The 15794-nt window shown below is 46.2% G+C and carries 15 protein-coding genes; 7 read left to right on the top strand and 8 right to left on the bottom strand.

Features of this window, described 5'->3' with window-relative positions; all coding sequences use genetic code 11:
• The first annotated feature begins 20 nt into the window (after nt 1-20).
• The 3 genes from HRU69_14690 to HRU69_14680 all read left to right on the top strand — a co-directional run bounded on the left by HRU69_14690 (nt 21) and on the right by HRU69_14680 (nt 5473).
• Nucleotides 21-1328 (top strand): hypothetical protein, encoded by a 1308-nt coding sequence (locus tag HRU69_14690; protein QOI98651.1) that lies wholly within the window; start codon nt 21-23, stop codon nt 1326-1328.
• Between the two features lie 21 nt (nt 1329-1349).
• Complete coding sequence (locus tag HRU69_14685; protein ID QOI98650.1) at nt 1350-1721, top strand: DUF983 domain-containing protein; 372 nt, start codon at nt 1350-1352, stop codon at nt 1719-1721.
• Between the two features lie 137 nt (nt 1722-1858).
• Nucleotides 1859-5473: a HAMP domain-containing histidine kinase gene (locus HRU69_14680; protein ID QOI98649.1), complete on the top strand. Its 3615-nt coding sequence runs from the start codon at nt 1859-1861 to the stop codon at nt 5471-5473.
• 1 nt (nt 5474) lies between these two features.
• Here the strand turns inward: HRU69_14680 and HRU69_14675 are convergent, their stop codons facing one another.
• The gene (locus tag HRU69_14675; protein QOI98648.1) at nt 5475-6233 is read right to left on the bottom strand and encodes an ATP-binding cassette domain-containing protein; all 759 of its coding nucleotides are present in this window, start codon (nt 6231-6233) and stop codon (nt 5475-5477) included.
• A complete protein-coding gene (locus HRU69_14670) occupies nt 6230-6967 on the bottom strand; it encodes an ABC transporter permease (protein QOI98945.1) in 738 nt (245 codons plus the stop codon). The genes HRU69_14675 and HRU69_14670 overlap by 4 nt, the downstream gene beginning before the upstream one ends.
• 49 nt (nt 6968-7016) lie before the next feature.
• Between HRU69_14670 and HRU69_14665 the strand changes: the two genes are divergently transcribed.
• The 4 genes from HRU69_14665 to HRU69_14650 all read left to right on the top strand — a co-directional run bounded on the left by HRU69_14665 (nt 7017) and on the right by HRU69_14650 (nt 11072).
• On the top strand, nt 7017-7724 hold the full coding sequence (locus HRU69_14665; GenBank protein ID QOI98647.1) for an SDR family NAD(P)-dependent oxidoreductase: 708 nt from the start codon (nt 7017-7019) through the stop codon (nt 7722-7724).
• 62 nt (nt 7725-7786) lie between these two features.
• Nucleotides 7787-9787 (top strand): (E)-4-hydroxy-3-methylbut-2-enyl-diphosphate synthase, encoded by a 2001-nt coding sequence (gene ispG, locus HRU69_14660; protein ID QOI98944.1) that lies wholly within the window; start codon nt 7787-7789, stop codon nt 9785-9787.
• Nucleotides 9780-10016, top strand: a complete 237-nt coding sequence (locus HRU69_14655; protein ID QOI98646.1) for a hypothetical protein — start codon at nt 9780-9782, stop codon at nt 10014-10016. Before ispG ends, HRU69_14655 begins: the two co-directional genes overlap by 8 nt.
• Before the next feature lie 126 nt (nt 10017-10142).
• Nucleotides 10143-11072, top strand: a complete 930-nt coding sequence (locus HRU69_14650; GenBank protein ID QOI98645.1) for a hypothetical protein — start codon at nt 10143-10145, stop codon at nt 11070-11072.
• Between the two features lie 5 nt (nt 11073-11077).
• Here the strand turns inward: HRU69_14650 and HRU69_14645 are convergent, their stop codons facing one another.
• The 6 genes from HRU69_14645 to HRU69_14620 form a co-directional block, all read right to left on the bottom strand.
• A complete protein-coding gene (locus HRU69_14645; protein QOI98644.1) occupies nt 11078-11773 on the bottom strand; it encodes an SOS response-associated peptidase in 696 nt (231 codons plus the stop codon).
• Nucleotides 11766-12704, bottom strand: coding sequence for an alpha/beta fold hydrolase (locus HRU69_14640; GenBank protein ID QOI98643.1), 939 nt, complete (start codon nt 12702-12704; stop codon nt 11766-11768). The genes HRU69_14645 and HRU69_14640 overlap by 8 nt, the downstream gene beginning before the upstream one ends.
• A gap of 19 nt (nt 12705-12723) precedes the next feature.
• A complete protein-coding gene (locus HRU69_14635) occupies nt 12724-13080 on the bottom strand; it encodes a four helix bundle protein (protein QOI98642.1) in 357 nt (118 codons plus the stop codon).
• An 18-nt stretch (nt 13081-13098) separates the two neighbouring features.
• A complete protein-coding gene (locus tag HRU69_14630) occupies nt 13099-13626 on the bottom strand; it encodes a putative metal-dependent hydrolase (protein QOI98641.1) in 528 nt (175 codons plus the stop codon).
• 4 nt (nt 13627-13630) lie between these two features.
• Complete coding sequence (locus HRU69_14625; GenBank protein ID QOI98640.1) at nt 13631-14446, bottom strand: TerC family protein; 816 nt, start codon at nt 14444-14446, stop codon at nt 13631-13633.
• 105 nt (nt 14447-14551) lie between these two features.
• Complete coding sequence (locus tag HRU69_14620) at nt 14552-15715, bottom strand: ATP-binding protein (GenBank protein QOI98639.1); 1164 nt, start codon at nt 15713-15715, stop codon at nt 14552-14554.
• Nucleotides 15716-15794: the final 79 nt, after the last annotated feature.

Here is a 15794-nt window from a genome sequence, read left to right as displayed (position 1 = left end):
TGACGTATAAGTTGTAAGTTATGCTGCAGCCGTATAAAGCATGCATTAGAATAATAACTGTAACCGCTCTTCTTATTTTCGGTGATAGAAAGGTTCACGGGCAGGTGGTACCGGATAGCCAGGTGCTTTCTGCAAAACACATTCAAAAAATTGAAAAGGCAGAATCAGCAAAGGAAAAACTGAAGAAGTATAAAAAACTTTATGCACAAGACAGCCTTAAAAACAGAAAAGCATTTGAAAGACGATGGCAGTTGCAGGCCGACAGCCTGATGCATGCCTGGCGCGAGAATGAAGATGAGTTGGGTGTATTAAAACAGAATATGCTGATATCGGAGTACGAGCTGCTGCTTGACTCCGGCCGGGTGGCAGCAGTTACCGATTCGGTTAACAATGAAATAGCAGCACATGTTCGCGGCAGGGTTAATGATTCCATCCAGGCTTCTGCTGTACGGCTAACCAGTTACAGAGAACACTACCGCGCGTACCTTAAAAAAGATTCTCTGATTTCCATTGCCCGGAAAAACCTGAGCAATGAAGTGCACAGCCGTTTTCTAAACTTGAAAGAATTAAAAGCATTGGATGAAATTACTGTGTTTACCCGGAATGATAAGCCATGGAAGGGGTATTCCGATAAGGCACGACAGGTTGGCGATTCGGCCTACATAAAAGACCAGGCACGGAAGATGGCCGAAGAATTGGCAACAAATTACCTCGTTGATCATCCTGAGATTATAGAAAGTGTTCAGAAAAGGTTGAATGTACTGATGAAGAAGTATGCGGTGGTGCCCAACAGCAACGACCTGCGTACTGCCCGCAAACGTGCCTCCCTTACCGGTAAATCATTTGCTGAACGACTTTACATTGCGGCAAACTTTCAGGTATTGAGTATCAAGCCTGTTTCCATTGATTTTTCTCCGGCCATTGGCTACCGGTTTACCACCCGCTGGATTGCCGGAATGGGCTTGAATTACAGGAAAACATTTAGTAATCCGTTAACCCCTGATTTTTCGGCCGACATGTGGGGGTATAAAAGTTTTGTAAGCTTTGACGTACTCAGTAACTTTTACCTCTACACTGAATTTGCACGAAATACAACTTACCGAGTAGCTTCAGGAGAGGATGGTACAAAAAATTGGGAGCAAAGCCTATTGCTGGGTGTAGGCCGACAGGTTCTGATTCATCCGAAGATTGAAATGACTATAATGGTCTCATATAACTTCTTATTTGAGCCAACTGACCAATTTTTTGTAAGTCCGTGGAGTATCCGTGTTGGTGTTCAATTAAGCGAACTTGCCCTGCTAAAAAGCAAGCCGTATTTTCAACGATAAGTTCAGGCTTAAATCAGCAAAATGGGTACACTTCTTATTATGGCTATTTTTAACGGCCGCTGCCCCCGCTGCAGGCAGGGTAAGTTGTTTATGTACCCGGCCTCCAACCTCTTAAAATTTCAGGTGATGAACCACACCTGCCCGCATTGCGGGGTACTGCTGGAGCCAGAACCCGGCTTTTACCAGGGCGCGATGTATGTTAGTTATGCGTTTACCGTGGCTGCTATTGTAACTGTGGGTGTGCTGCTTTACGTGTTGGGTGATCCATCGCCCTGGGTGTACATCACAACGGTGATCACCATCATGGTGTTGTTAATCCCTTTTAACTACCGGTACTCGCGTATTGTTTACTTGTACCTGTTTGGCGGCATCCGGTATGATCCGGGCGCATAGCGTGGAGACTTTTGCCCAAACAATTAAATTACATTGATGTCCTGAGCCACGCTTAGCGAGGTGAAGGACCTCTTGCAAACAAGCCCGGGCCTCAACACCAATACACTTACTCAAAAGTTAATTTCTTAACTTTAAGGATGCGTGAATTTCTGAAGGACAAAATAAACCGCGTACTGCTTGTTCTGCTTTCCGTCAGTTTTGTGCTGGGCCTCGTGCTAATCAATCAACCGGGTCCTGATTCAGCACAAATTGCCAGTATCATTCAACGCAACCTTGAGCAGCTTTTAGTTGCAACCGACCATGAAGTTAATGCCGTTGCCGCACAATTAAATGCTAATCCGGATGCTTTGATAACTACTAAACTCACCAACCAGGATTTTTTCTTAATCAGGGACAATGAAATTGTACGCTGGACGAGCAGTTTGTACTGGCCGCCCGTACGGGTGCTTACCGATGGGCTGCCACTTCATTATTTTAAAGTTGGTGCAGGTGAGTTTTTATGCAAGCGGTATGCAGTTGGTGATGACCATATTTTGGCTGCGGTAATACCGTTGCAGAAAAAGTACCGGATACAGAATGAGTACCTGGTGCCATGGCAAAACAAAGCAGTTTTTAGCGGGCATACCGTTGAGTTGTATGATCCGTCTTCGCAAACGGGCGCGCCTGTTACGGTAAAAGGATACCCTCTTTTTAATGTTGCCATAGCCGGCCAGGTTTTCAGGGCAGGTCACCAGGCTGCAGTAGGCGCCTTACTGCTTGGTATAGTTTTATACTGTGCAGTACTCATCCGCTTTGCAGGTAACAACAATAATAAGCCGGGCAAGGGTTTTTTGTTATTGACGGCAGGCCTTCTATGCATCCGGTTTGTGATGCTCTATGTACAGTTTCCTGCCCGGTATGTTTCTTCTCCGCTGTTTGATCCGAAATACTTTGCGTCTTCGGGGTTTAACCCAAACCTGGGTGACCTGTTGTTTAATTCGGCTTGTGTTTTTGTCCTGTGCCTCTATTTGTTTTTGAGTTATTCACGGTTCGAAGGACTTCATACCGTATTAGGCAGGCCAGGCTATCGTGTGCTCATTAAGGCATTCAGTGCAACAGCCATCGTGTTTGGATTTCTTTATCCGTTTGTAGTCACTCAAACTATCTATAACAACTCAGCAATTACATTGGCTGTTTCTGAATCTATATCGTTCGGTTTGTTAAGGTGGAGTGCGTTGATATGTGTGCTGCTTTCCTGGCTAAGCGCTTTCATGTTTGTACATGTCTTTATCCGCCTTCTTGGAGGTTCAAAGCCGCTTTGGCATTTTTTCAGTTACCTGCTTAATGGTATAGTTGTTTTTATTTTTGTTAATGAGTTAAGCGGGCAATATTACCTTACTCCTTTGCTGGTGGCACTTGTTTACCTGGCCGTTGTTACCGGTTGGCGGTTTGATCATTCCCTGTTGCAGGTAAGGTATGCCACATTCGGATATTTCCTTATCGCGGTGCTTGCCTTTGCTGCGGTAACGTTTAGTGCGGTGGCCCGGTTTGGCACTAAAGATCAGGTGAGAAACCAGTTGCAGTTTGCATCCGATTTTTTATTGGAGCGCGATAATTTTGGCGAGTATCTTCTAGATGAAGCATCAAAAAAAATCGAAACGGATGCTTTTATCCAGGCCCGGTTAAGCGGCCCTTTCAGCAGCAAAGAAGCCGTGAAGCAGAAAATCCGGCAGGTATTCCTTCCCGGATACTTCAATAAGTATGTTGTTGATATAAAATTGTTCAGCGGCAATGGCGATCCGTTGGATGAGCCAATGATAGAAAATTTCTCTACATGGCTTGGCCGGTTCGATGCCGGGGCTGCGAAAACGGAGTATCCGAATATTTACTTCATCAACTCCGGCCAGGCCGAAACGGGTATCCGCTATATTTCTTTAATCCGTATTAGCCGGAGCGAGTTCACTGTAGGCTTTGTTGCGATTAGCCTGTCGCTTCGTAAGGTCATTCCGGAGAATGTTTATCCTGAATTGCTGGTGGATAACCGCTTCCAGCGTTCGTTCCGCGTGCATGATTATAGTTATGCCGTCTTCCACAAGCAGCAGGTGTTGTTTGGTTCGGGGGCCTATAATTACAACCGGTTTGATGGTTTGGGCAATCCGGCTTTATTTAATGAAGGGTTAGTTCTTAATGGATTTCGCCACGTTGCGGCTGAAGATTCGGAGGGCAGGGTGGCTGTCGTTTCAAAAAAAGTTCCTTCTTTAATCTATCGTCTGGCTGACTTTTCTTTTTTGCTCATTTGCGGCCTGGCCCTGTTGCTGTTGTTTTTACTGAGCACCGGTTTAAATAACCTGTTGCGCGGACGGCAGTTCTCCTTTACCGAACGGATTCAGTTAATACTTAATTTTTCATTTTTTATGCCACTTATTACCGTAAGCCTGGTTACACTGGGGCTCACCAGCCGGTCGGCCCAGGAACAACTGAATGCCGAGTATCTTTCCAAATCACGAAACATTGTTGAAGCACTTGCCGCGCAGGCTTCCGGTTCAGAAGCTATCGAACTGGAGAACCGGTTTATCCAGCAGCTAAAACTGGCAAACCTCGATGCCAATTTGTATAACCCGGCCGGTTACCTGATGGCCTCCACGCAGCCCTTGATCTTTGAATACCAGTTGCTCGCTCCGGTTATACCTCCGCAGGCTTACGACCGAATTACCAGCGGAGAAGGCGCATTTGTTTTACAGGAGCAAGTCGGCCGGTTACGTTACTATGTAGCTTATGCGGGTATGTTAAATGCGGCAACGGGGAAACTGCAGGGCATTGTGGCAATACCGTATTTTCAGTCGCAGGATGCACTGGAGGCCATGTTGATCACCATTTTGGCAAATATCCTCATCATCTTTACGGTGCTGTTTCTTGTTTTGCTGGTGGTATCTTTTTTGGCCTCGTCCTGGCTAACCCGGCCCTTGAGGATGATAACCCGGCAAATCGGGCGGGTATCTTTAACGGAATCGAATCAGCCTATCAACTGGCTTTCAACAGATGAAATCGGTTTACTGGTGCGGGAATACAACCAGATGTTGATTAAGCTTAGTGAAAGCAAAGTGCAGCTGGAGCGCACACAACGCGAACGAACCTGGCGTGAAATTGCCCAGCAGGTTGCCCACGAAATTAAAAATCCGCTTACACCCATGAAGCTCACTCTGCAGCAACTGGAGCGGACCCGTGAAAACGAACTTTCCGATAGAATGAAAGCTTCCATTGCTTTACTGCTTGCGCAGATTGATACGCTGGACGGCATAGCTGCCTCATTCAGTACATTCGCCAAAATGCCTGAACCGGTGTTGGTACCGGTTGATTTGGTTGTACTACTGAAAGAGACATGTGCTTTACATCAACAAACCGGTACTGTGCATTTTGAAACCCGTTTAGTGAAGGCGGTTGGCCGGGCCGACAGGCAGTTGCTGGGAAGGGCTGTTTCCAACCTGATTTTAAACGCGCTTCAGGCCGAAAGGCCTGATGAGAAAGTTGCTGTTACTGTTCAACTGGAAGAAGAAAATGGTTCTTATCGTATAACGGTGGCGGATAACGGAGCAGGCGTTGACGTGTCCATTCGCGATAAAATTTTTCTTCCTCACTTCAGTACCAAACAATCCGGTTCAGGCTTAGGGCTAGCCATCGTGCGGCAAAGCATTGAGCAGATGGGAGGTAAAATATGGTTCGAGTCGGAAGTAGGGAGGGGAACCCGGTTTTATATCGTTCTTCCGAAAAACTGACTTAGCCTTTGCCGGATTCTTTAAGGGCAATCATCACCTTATTGGCAAACACAAAGTCATCGAGTTCTTTAACCCCGCTGTGCGTGATATCGGTTTTGCTGCCTTCCCACAATTTGTGGCCCTGGTAAATGAACATGATGTTTTCGCCAATACCAAGCACCGAGTTCATATCGTGTGTAACCACAATGGTGGTGGTGTCATAGTCTTCTGTTAAATCGCGGATAAGTTCATCTATAAGAATCGAAGTCTGTGGGTCGAGGCCTGAATTGGGTTCATCGCAGAACAGGTAACGCGGGTTGTTAACAATGGCACGGGCAATACCCACGCGCTTGCGCATACCGCCACTCAATTCAGAAGGCATTTTTTTGTTGGCCCCTTTTAATCCCACCCGGTTCAGCACCAGGTTTACCCGATCCTGCTTTTCATCGCGGGGCATATTGGCCAGCATATCGAGCGGGAAACGAACGTTTTCTTCCACATTCTTTGAGTCGAACAATGCCCCGCCCTGAAAGAGCATGCCGATTTCGCGCCTGATTTCGATTTTCTTTGAGCGGTCGCTGTCGGTGAAATTACGGTTATCGAAAAAAACCTTTCCTTCATCAGGCATTACCAGTTCAACAATACATTTTAACAGCACACTTTTGCCGGTGCCGGAGGATCCAATGATCAAATTGGGCTTACCTTTTTCAAATACCCCGCTGATGCCGTGCAGTACTTTCCGGTCGCCAAACGTTTTGGTAATGTTCTGTATTTCTATCATGCCGGGGAAAGAAGGAGTTGAGCCAGTAAATAGTCTGCGAGGAGGATGGCAATAACACTGGTGGTTACAGCCTTGGTGCTTGAAATACCAACTTCAAGCGCACCGCCTGTGGTATAATAGCCTTTAAATGACGAGATGGAGGATACCAGAAATCCGAATGCGATGGATTTTATCAACGCAAACGTTATGGTAAAAGGGTTGAACGCGTACCGTATACCGTAAATATATTCCGTTGGTGAAAGTATTCCGGTAAGTAACCCGACTGCATAACCACCCAACAAGGCGCAGACCCCCGAAACAATAACCAGCATAGGGAACATAAGGATGGAAGCCGTGATTTTAGGCAACACCAGGTAGTTTACCGAGTTGATACCCATTACTTCCAAGGCATCAATTTGCTCGGTTATCCGCATCGTACCCAGGTTACCGGCCATGCTCGACCCGACCTTACCGGCATAAATAATGGCCATAACGGTAGGGGCCAGTTCCAGTACAGTCATTTCACGAACAACCTGCGAAATTACGTATCGGGGTATGTAAGGAGCCACCAGGTTAAAGGCCGTTTGCACGGTTGATACCGCCCCCATGAAGGACGATACTAAAACAAAAAGGAATATGGAGTCCAGTCCGATCAGTACACACTCATCAATAACAAGTTTGTAATGGGTTTTAAACGATTCGCGGTTTACCAGCAGGTTGCCTAAAAAAATAAAGTACCGCCCGACTTCTTTCATTGAATTCTCTATCTTGCTAAAGATAGCCAAAAATACGAATCCGTTTTACATGAAAAAGTTAGTGGTGGTTACCGGGGGAACGAAAGGTATCGGGCGTGCCGTGATCGAGAAATTTATGGCTCATGATTTTGATGCGGCTACCTGTGCACGAAAGCCAGGCGAACTGGAATCCCTTAAACAACAACTTGAAAGTACCCACAAAGACAAGCACGTGTTTACAACCGTTGCTGATTTATCGGACAGGGCTCAGGTTAAATCTTTTACGGATTTTGTCCTTGGGCTTAACCGCCCGGTAGATGTACTGGTTAACAATGCGGGCTATTTTGTGCCGGGTTCTATAACTACCGAACCGGAAGGAACGCTTGAAAGCATGGTAAATGCCAACCTTTATAGTGCGTATCATACAACCCGCGGTATTGTGCCTGCTATGAAGAAAAATAAAGCGGGTCATATTTTTAACATCTGTTCCATTGCCAGCATCAAAGCGTACGCCAATGGTGGGTCGTATGCGATAACCAAATTTGCCTTATTGGGTTTTTCCAAATGCCTGCGCGAAGAAGTGAAGGCTGACAACATCCGTGTAACTGCGGTACTACCGGGCGCCACAAAAACCGCAAGTTGGGATGGCGTAAACCTGCCTGATGAGCGCTTTATGAAAGTAGAAGATGTGGCTGAAATGATTTACGCGGCCTGGTCGCTGAGCACCCGCAGTGTGGTGGAAGAAATCCTCATCCGGCCCCAATTGGGCGATATCTGATTTAGTTGCCCCGGTTCAAAACAAATCAGCCTCATAACGGTTAACTTTGCAGTAAATCTTTGATTGTGAACCCCATCGTAGCCGCCACCCGCCAGTATTGCAACAGCCTGGTACGTTATAGCCGCAGAAAGACCATCGAGGTAAAGATTGGTGATGTACCGCTCGGTGCGGATAATCCCATTCGCATCCAGTCAATGACTACGGTAGATACGATGGATACAATAGGTTCAGTTGAACAGGTTATCCGCATGGTTAACGCAGGTTGCGAATATGTACGCATTACAGCACCTAGTATTAAAGAGGCCCAGAACCTGCAGGAAATAAAAAACGAGTTAAAGCGCAGAGGTTGCCAGGTGCCTTTGATTGCGGATATACATTTCACACCCAATGCGGCTGAACTGGCCGCACGCATTGTAGAAAAAGTACGGATCAATCCGGGTAATTATGCCGATAAAAAGCGATTCGAAACGATTGATTATACCGAGGCTGCCTACCAGGCCGAATTGGATCGCATTCGCGAGAAATTTGCCCCGCTGGTAAAAATCTGTAAAGAATACGGCACCGCCATGCGCATTGGCACCAACCACGGCTCGCTGAGTGACCGGATCATGAGTCGCTATGGCGATACTCCGCTGGGCATGGTTGAGTCGGCCCTGGAGTTTCTGCGCATTTGCGAAGACCTGAATTATTACAACATCGTGCTGTCTATGAAGGCCAGCAACCCGCAGGTAATGGTGCAGGCCTATAGGTTGCTGGTGAATAAACTTGATGAAGAAGGGTTTAAGCCTTACCCGTTGCACCTGGGTGTTACCGAAGCAGGCGAAGGCGAAGACGGCCGCATTAAGTCGGCCGTAGGTATTGGTACGCTGCTTGAAGACGGATTGGGCGATACCGTGCGCGTTTCCTTAACCGAGGAGCCGGAATTTGAAGCGCCTGTAGCGAAGATAATGGTGGATCGGTACGTGAGCCGGACAAATCACCAACTGATCCCTGAAATTGCCGATAGCCCGATTGATCCGTTCAGTTATTCGCGCAGGGTAACCCGTGAGGTTGAAAACATGGGTGGCCCTCATCATGTACCACGGGTCGTGGCTGATCTCAGCGCCCTGCCGGTAACCGATTATAAAGACTTGCGTTGCATTGGCCACTTCTACCTGCCGGAGCCGGATAAGTGGAAGATGAACGACCAGGGGGCTGATTATGTGTACACAGGTAAAAATCCAATTTCTTTTATGTTGCCTAACGGCCTGAAGGAAATACGCGATTATGAAGTGTGGCGTACCGCTGATGATAAGGAGAACAAATTTCCGTTGTTAACCGTAACGGAATATTTAAATCAAAAAGAACAACATGCCCGAATGAACTTTGTCTGTTTTTCAATTGGTGACTTGAATGAAATCTTTTTGGAGAAGGTTCGTGAAGATAAAACGGCTGTAGGCGTTATTTATTCAAATAACAATCACGCCATGGCTGAACTGCGGAGAATATTTTTTGAATTGGCAGAAAGGAATATTGATATCCCGATCATTATTCAGCGGGCATATCCTGAAATAGAGCCTGATCAATTTCGTATTTACAGCGCCACCGATGCAGGCGGATTGTTTATAGACGGCTTTGGCGATGGACTGATGTTATCCCTTGCCGGATCATCCGATAAAGAATTGTATTTACGTCAAACCGATGTATGTAATAAAACGGCTTTCGGAATTCTGCAAGCTACGCGCAACCGTATGTCGAAAACGGAATATATTTCCTGTCCATCGTGTGGCCGCACGTTATTCGACCTGCAGAGTACCACGGCTATGATCCGCAAACGCACCGATCACCTGAAAGGTGTTAAGATCGGTATAATGGGTTGTATCGTTAATGGCCCGGGTGAAATGGCCGATGCCGACTATGGTTATGTTGGTTCCGGACCGGCACGTATCACGTTGTATCGGGGTAAGGAAGTAGTAAAACGAAATGTACCTTCGGCCCAGGCTGTTGATGAATTGATTAACCTGATAAAGGAAGACGGCAATTGGATTAATCCGGAAACTATTGAACAGTTAACTAATGAGTGAAACAGAACCGAATGTTCAGGAGAAGAGGGCAGGTGAACAAAGCAGCCGCAGCCGCCTGCGTGAGTTTTTCCAGGTAGGCGAGGTGCTGGGTTATTTCTTCCGCAAAAAAGACCCTTCCCGGCCGGGCGGCTTCAATATCCGGGCCATGCATACCATTAATAAAATCGCCATAATCATGTTCCTCATATGCCTGCTGGTAATTTTAAAGCGTTATTTCTTTGGGTACTGATGTATTCAATAAAAGTGATAAGTTAGGCTAATACATTAAAAAATTTGATAATCAATTGGTTACAATTAAGGCCAGCCGGGGATTACTTCTGCTTAAATTCCTTAATTTTGTTTGTTTAGCGCTATCATGGCCAGGTTTTTTGTTGTCGTAGTTGCTTTATCCATGCTTTTGGGGTCGTGCACCCAAAAGATGGTTTGCCCTGCTTACCAGAGTGCGTACATCTACGACAAAAATGAACTACGCAAGAAGTTCAGCTACTTCAATGAAGACTCTACTCCTAAAATCCTAACGGCCAGTAAAAACAAATACCTGGTAGCCGAACCAATATCGTACAAGAAGAAACTGAATCAGATTAAAACGGTACCGGCTAAACCGGTAAAGCCGGTTGTGCCCGATTCACTAACCATGGACGCGGAAATTTCAAAGGATGATCTTGAAAAAGCGGCCCGCTCGGTAATTGACAGCACCTTTATTGTTGATACGCAAGCGGCTGATAGTGTATCGGCCGAGCCCGAGGTATACGTTATCAGCAAAGATCGCGAAGTACGCGTGCTGAAATACAATTTTCCGGATAGTCTGAAATATGATCCGGTTGCGGGAAAGTATATTCCGGAAAAACCCAACTATTATATTAAAAATATCGGCTTCAACACCGAACAGGATAATTACATGTGGTACTTACGCGAAGTATTGGTGCTGCCTGATGTACGCCTGGCGCAGGAGCAGGTGGCCGAAACACAAAAGGCTGCCGGAAAAACAACAAAAGAAAAGAAAGGCATAGCCGGATTCTTCTCGAACCTTTTTGGTAAGAAGAAAAAGAAGGCAGCTACTGAAGAAGTACAACCCGCCAAAGCGGTTTCTGAAGAAGATCAGTATAACCTGGATTTTACCGATTTGGATAATCCACGACCCGACAGTGTACAACAAGCCGATGTAAATACCACAGCGCCTGTTAAGAAAAAGAAGGGTCTCTTCAGCAAAAAAGAAAAACCCCCTAAAGCAAAAACTGAACAGAAGCCTCCTGCCAAAAAAGAGGAGGAGGGCGATGGGTTTTAGTACGCCTAATCAAACAAAGTTAAGTTTCCGTGCTGGTCGGCCGGAGGTGTGGGAATAATCAAGGAGGGCGCATCAATGCGGCTGTCAAGAATACGCGGTGACACGGTATAATGATTCATGGCGTCAGCCGGGTAGGTTGCCAGCTGGCTTAGTAAAACAATTTCACCGGCCTCTCTGCTTAACCAGATTTTTTCACTTTCGGGCGTAAGGATAACCGGCATCCGGTCGGTAACGGCTGCTACCAGTTTGTTGGCTGCCGTTGTAATGAGGGTAAAGGTATGGAGCATGCTCCCATCTTCATCTTCAAATTCCTCCCAAAATCCGGCCATGGAGAAAAGCGGTTGATCAGTTACAAACCGGTGAGGCACAATGGATTTCTTGCCAATTTTTCTCCAGGCATAGAAACCATCGGCCGGTATGATGCACCGGGTTTTAAACAAAGCCTTTTGCAATACCGGTTTGTCAAGCAGGTTTTCGAGTTTCAGATTTATGATGCGTTCGCTCAGGGGTTTGTTGCCTGCGGCTTTGGGCGGCCGGCCCCAATAGAACACCGAGAGTCCCTGAGGCGAAGTATTTGTTATTACCGGCAAGAGCTGGGTTGGGCCGGCATTGTAACGGGGTTTGTAAAAATCGGGTACATCGGCAGCAAATCGTTGGCGGAGGTCAGCTGCCTGTACGGATATGCTATAGCGTTCAATCATGTGTTAAAAAGGCAATGGCTTGCCGTTCGCTCCAATATAAGCCATTTGAATTAAATTCTGCGAAGCCCACGTGCCCTCCGCGTTGCGGGGCGATAAATTTAACCTTACTATGATGCTCTAATTCATTAACCGGATAACACTCCTTACTTAAAAAGGGATCATTCTTTGCGTTAATAATAAGCACAGGGTGGTTGATACCGTTTACAAATTTTATTGAACTGCATTGCGCATAGTAGTCGAGTGCATTGCTGAATCCATGGAGCGGCCCCGTAATAACGTCATCAAATTCCATCAGGCTTTTTATTTTTCCTAATCCTTTACTATCCAGTTCCGGCATCATCCTGGCTTTGCGTTGTACCTTTTCTTTCAGGCTTACCAGGAAACGGTTGGCATAAATCCAGTTGGAAGGTTGCGATATCTTCAGGCAACTGGTGTGCAGGTCTAACGGTACGGAGAATACGATGGCTTTCCTGAGTACATCCGGGTGCTTGCGGGGTTCACCCAGGTATTTCAGGGTCAGGTTTCCGCCCAGACTAAAGCCCACCAGGTTTATTGCTTTGTACTGTTGTTTAACTGCATGATTGATTACTACAGCCAGGTCATCGGTGGCCCCGCTGTGGTAAAACCGAAGTTGGCGGTTCATTTCTTCGCTGCAGCCGCGGTAGTTCCAGGCTAAAACATCAAAGCCATTGAGAAAAAGGGCGCGGGCCATTCCTTTTATGTAGGCCCGGTGGGTATTCCCTTCCAGCCCATGTGAAATAATGACCAGCTTTTCCGAACCCTGTTTCAGCCAGTCCAAATCCAGAAAGTCATTGTCGGGTGTGGTAATCCGTTCGCGGTGGTAAGGCTGCAAGGTTACTTTTCGGAGCAAGGCCGGGTAGATGGTTTCCAGGTGACCGTTAAAGAGGAAGATGGGGGGTGAGTAATTCAATTGTAGATTTTAGATTGTGTTATCCCTTTTGCTTACGTGATGTGTTGATTGAAGCTACGATGATGGCAAGTAATTCATTACCTTCTTTCAGTAGCATCTCACCTTTCGTTTTCGAATCCGGCTCAAGTTCTATGATTAGCTCAATAAAGTAGATCGATTCATCTGCCTCTTCTTCCACAATTTTCAATTTGTTAATAAAGTCAGCGCGTGATTTTGCACGACAGGCAGCCCGGTAATTGGCACCTACCGAACTGGAACTTCGTATTAGTTGCTTTGAATAAGCTAAAATTGACAATGTAGGTTTTAAATCCATGCAAAATTCAGTTACATCAAGTGCAAAACGTTTGGTGCGCTGTTTCAGAATCCCTGAATTCATCAATCTAAAATCTAAAATCTACAATCTTCGATCTAAAATCAATGCAAGATGCGCCAAATGGTGTTCGCCATGCCATGCGTATAAAGCTATGAGGCGATCCAGTCGGATGTGCTTTTTTGTTTCCGGATGGATAAAACTTCGTTCGAGGTCGGATGGTTTGAGTGTGCGCAACAAGCTGACCCACTTCTTATGGAGTACATGGAGCAGTTCAATGGAAACAACCGGGTCGGTTTGAACATCCGGTGTTTTAGCCCAGTTTTTTTCATCATAGGCTTTAATCAAGGGTGTGTCTTCTGTTAGCGTCCACTTGGTACGGATGTAAGCGTTCATGTGGCTGTCGGCCAGGTGATGAATAATCTGTCGGGCTGTCCATCCATCTTCACGGTAAGTCAGGTCAAGTTGCGCGGGTTTAAATTGCCGATACAGAGCTTCAATCTTAGAAGGTAATAATTTAATATTCAGCAGAAAGGCAGTAATTTCCTGAGGCGTATAGGTTTCCCTGGGTTCAAATTTTCCGATGGGGTATTGGTGCGATGAAGCGGGCATTTTTTTAAGGCTGAACGGCCGACTGATCGGCAGCAGCCATTTTTTCTTCCTCTTCTTCCTTCTTGCGTTTCTTATCCCTTCGTCCGCGTACCCGTATGTTCACCATTTCAATCAGCAGTGAAAAGGCCACGGCAAAGTAGATGTACCCTTTCGGGATTTCGTACTCTAATCCTTCAAGGAATAACATAAAGCCGATAAGAATCAAAAAGCCGAGGGCAAGCACCTCCATGGAAGGGTGGCGGTTGATGAAGTCGCTTATTTTGCCTGAGAAAACCATCATAATACCAATGGATATGATTACAGCGAAGATCATGATAAGCACCTGGTTGGTTAAACCAACGGCTGTGAGGATTGAATCGAAGGAAAAGATAATGTCGATGAGAATTATCTGGATGATGATTCCGGTAACGTTTACTTTGGCTTTTCCTACATTGATTACTTCGTCTTCACCTTCCATTTCGTGGTTTATCTCGCGGGTACTTTTAGCTATCAGAAATAATCCGCCAAAACCAAGTATCAGGTCGCGACCGCTGAACCCGTGTTCAATGTTAACGTATTTGTGCAGGAATGCCGGCATAATATCGCCTACGGTAAAGAGCGGTTCGGTAAAGGTAATAACCCAGGTGATGCCCAGCAGCAGCACAATACGTACAATCATGGCCAGCATCAGGCCCATGTTGCGGGTGCGGGCGCGTATTTCAACCGGCAGCCGGTTGGAGATGATGGAAATAAAAATGATGTTGTCAATGCCGAGAACAACCTCAAAAAAGGTAAGCGTTAGCAGAGCCAGCCAGGTTTCGGCATGGAGAAAGATTTCCATTGAGGGGTTGTTTGAACTCTAAAAATAGGCGAAGGCAGGCAATCGCGCAACGGTTTGATGGTTCTTTTAAGTGGCTGATTGTTAACCGAATACCAATAGAGACCCTTATTTCCATCCGTTAAGAATGGAGAGGAAATCCTGAATATTTACGACCTGAATTTTCTGGGCGACCGGGTATTTTTCAGAGGATGGTGTAATAATGAAGTTCTTATCTGTTTTCAGGTCAGCAATTACATGGTGTAAACCCTTGCTGACCATGGGTGCATTGGAGTACTTTATTTCCAAGCATGCTGCGGGTTGGGTACCTTTTACCAGCACAAGATCTGCTTCGGCACCTTCGTGCGTGCGGTAAAAATACATGGACCAATTATCCGGAAGTTGGCATTTTACCTGACTGATCACATAGGTTTCCCAGGATTGGCCAATAGCAACCTGATTCTGGAGTTCTTCGAAAGTCTCAATTCGCAATAAGGTATGAAGTAAGCCGGTATCGCGGATGTACACTTTCGGAGATTTGACCAACCGTTTTTTTATATTAACATAGTAAGGCTGAAGTACTTCAACCAGAAATGCGTTCTCAAGGTAATGCAGGTAACGCTTAATGACCGGTGCTGTTACTCCCAGGGCTCTGGCAAAAGCTTCAGCTTTCCATAACTGTGCCTGGGCTGAGGCCAGCATGGTAACAAACTCACGGAGCCGGTTCAGGTTAGTTTGTAAGCCGAGTAAGGGTAAATCCTTTTCAAGGTATGTCTGGATAAAGTTTCTTCGCCACCTGAAACTGGCCTGGCTGTTGGCCGCTAACAGCGAATCGGGAAAGCCACCCTGTAGCCAATGTTTCTCCAAAGTAGTTGTGTGGTTTATTTCTGACAGGCTTAGCGGCATCAATTCTTTGTAGGCAATTCTCCCGGCAAAGGATTCAGAACTGTTGATGAGTAAATTGGGAGTAGCGGAACCCAGGATGATGAATCGCCCGGGGATGCGGTTCTGGTCAATAAGGGAGCGTAATACCGGAAACAGTTCGGGCATTCGCTGAATTTCGTCCAACACAACGCATTTATCGGTATGTTCTTTAAGGTATAGGGCAGGCTGTTGCAGTTTAGCAATATCTTCGGGTAGCTCCAGGTCGAGGTAAACCACTTCCCGATTCATCCGGCCAGTTACCTGATGTGCAAGGGTGGTTTTGCCTACCTGCCGCGGGCCTACCAGGCCTACCACCGGGAAAGTGCTCAGCAATTCTAAAACCTCATTTTCCGCCATTCTGGCTATCATACCCTGAAAATTGATAGTTATACTTCTGTTTTTCAGGGTTGAAGCTACATATTTAACCTGAAAATCGAAAGTTAAGCTT

This window comes from Flammeovirgaceae bacterium (assembly GCA_015180985.1).
Classification (GTDB): Bacteria; Bacteroidota; Bacteroidia; order Cytophagales; family Cyclobacteriaceae; genus UBA2336.
The sequence above is the reverse complement of the archived record's forward strand: the minus strand, read 5'-3'. Positions and strand labels throughout refer to the sequence as shown.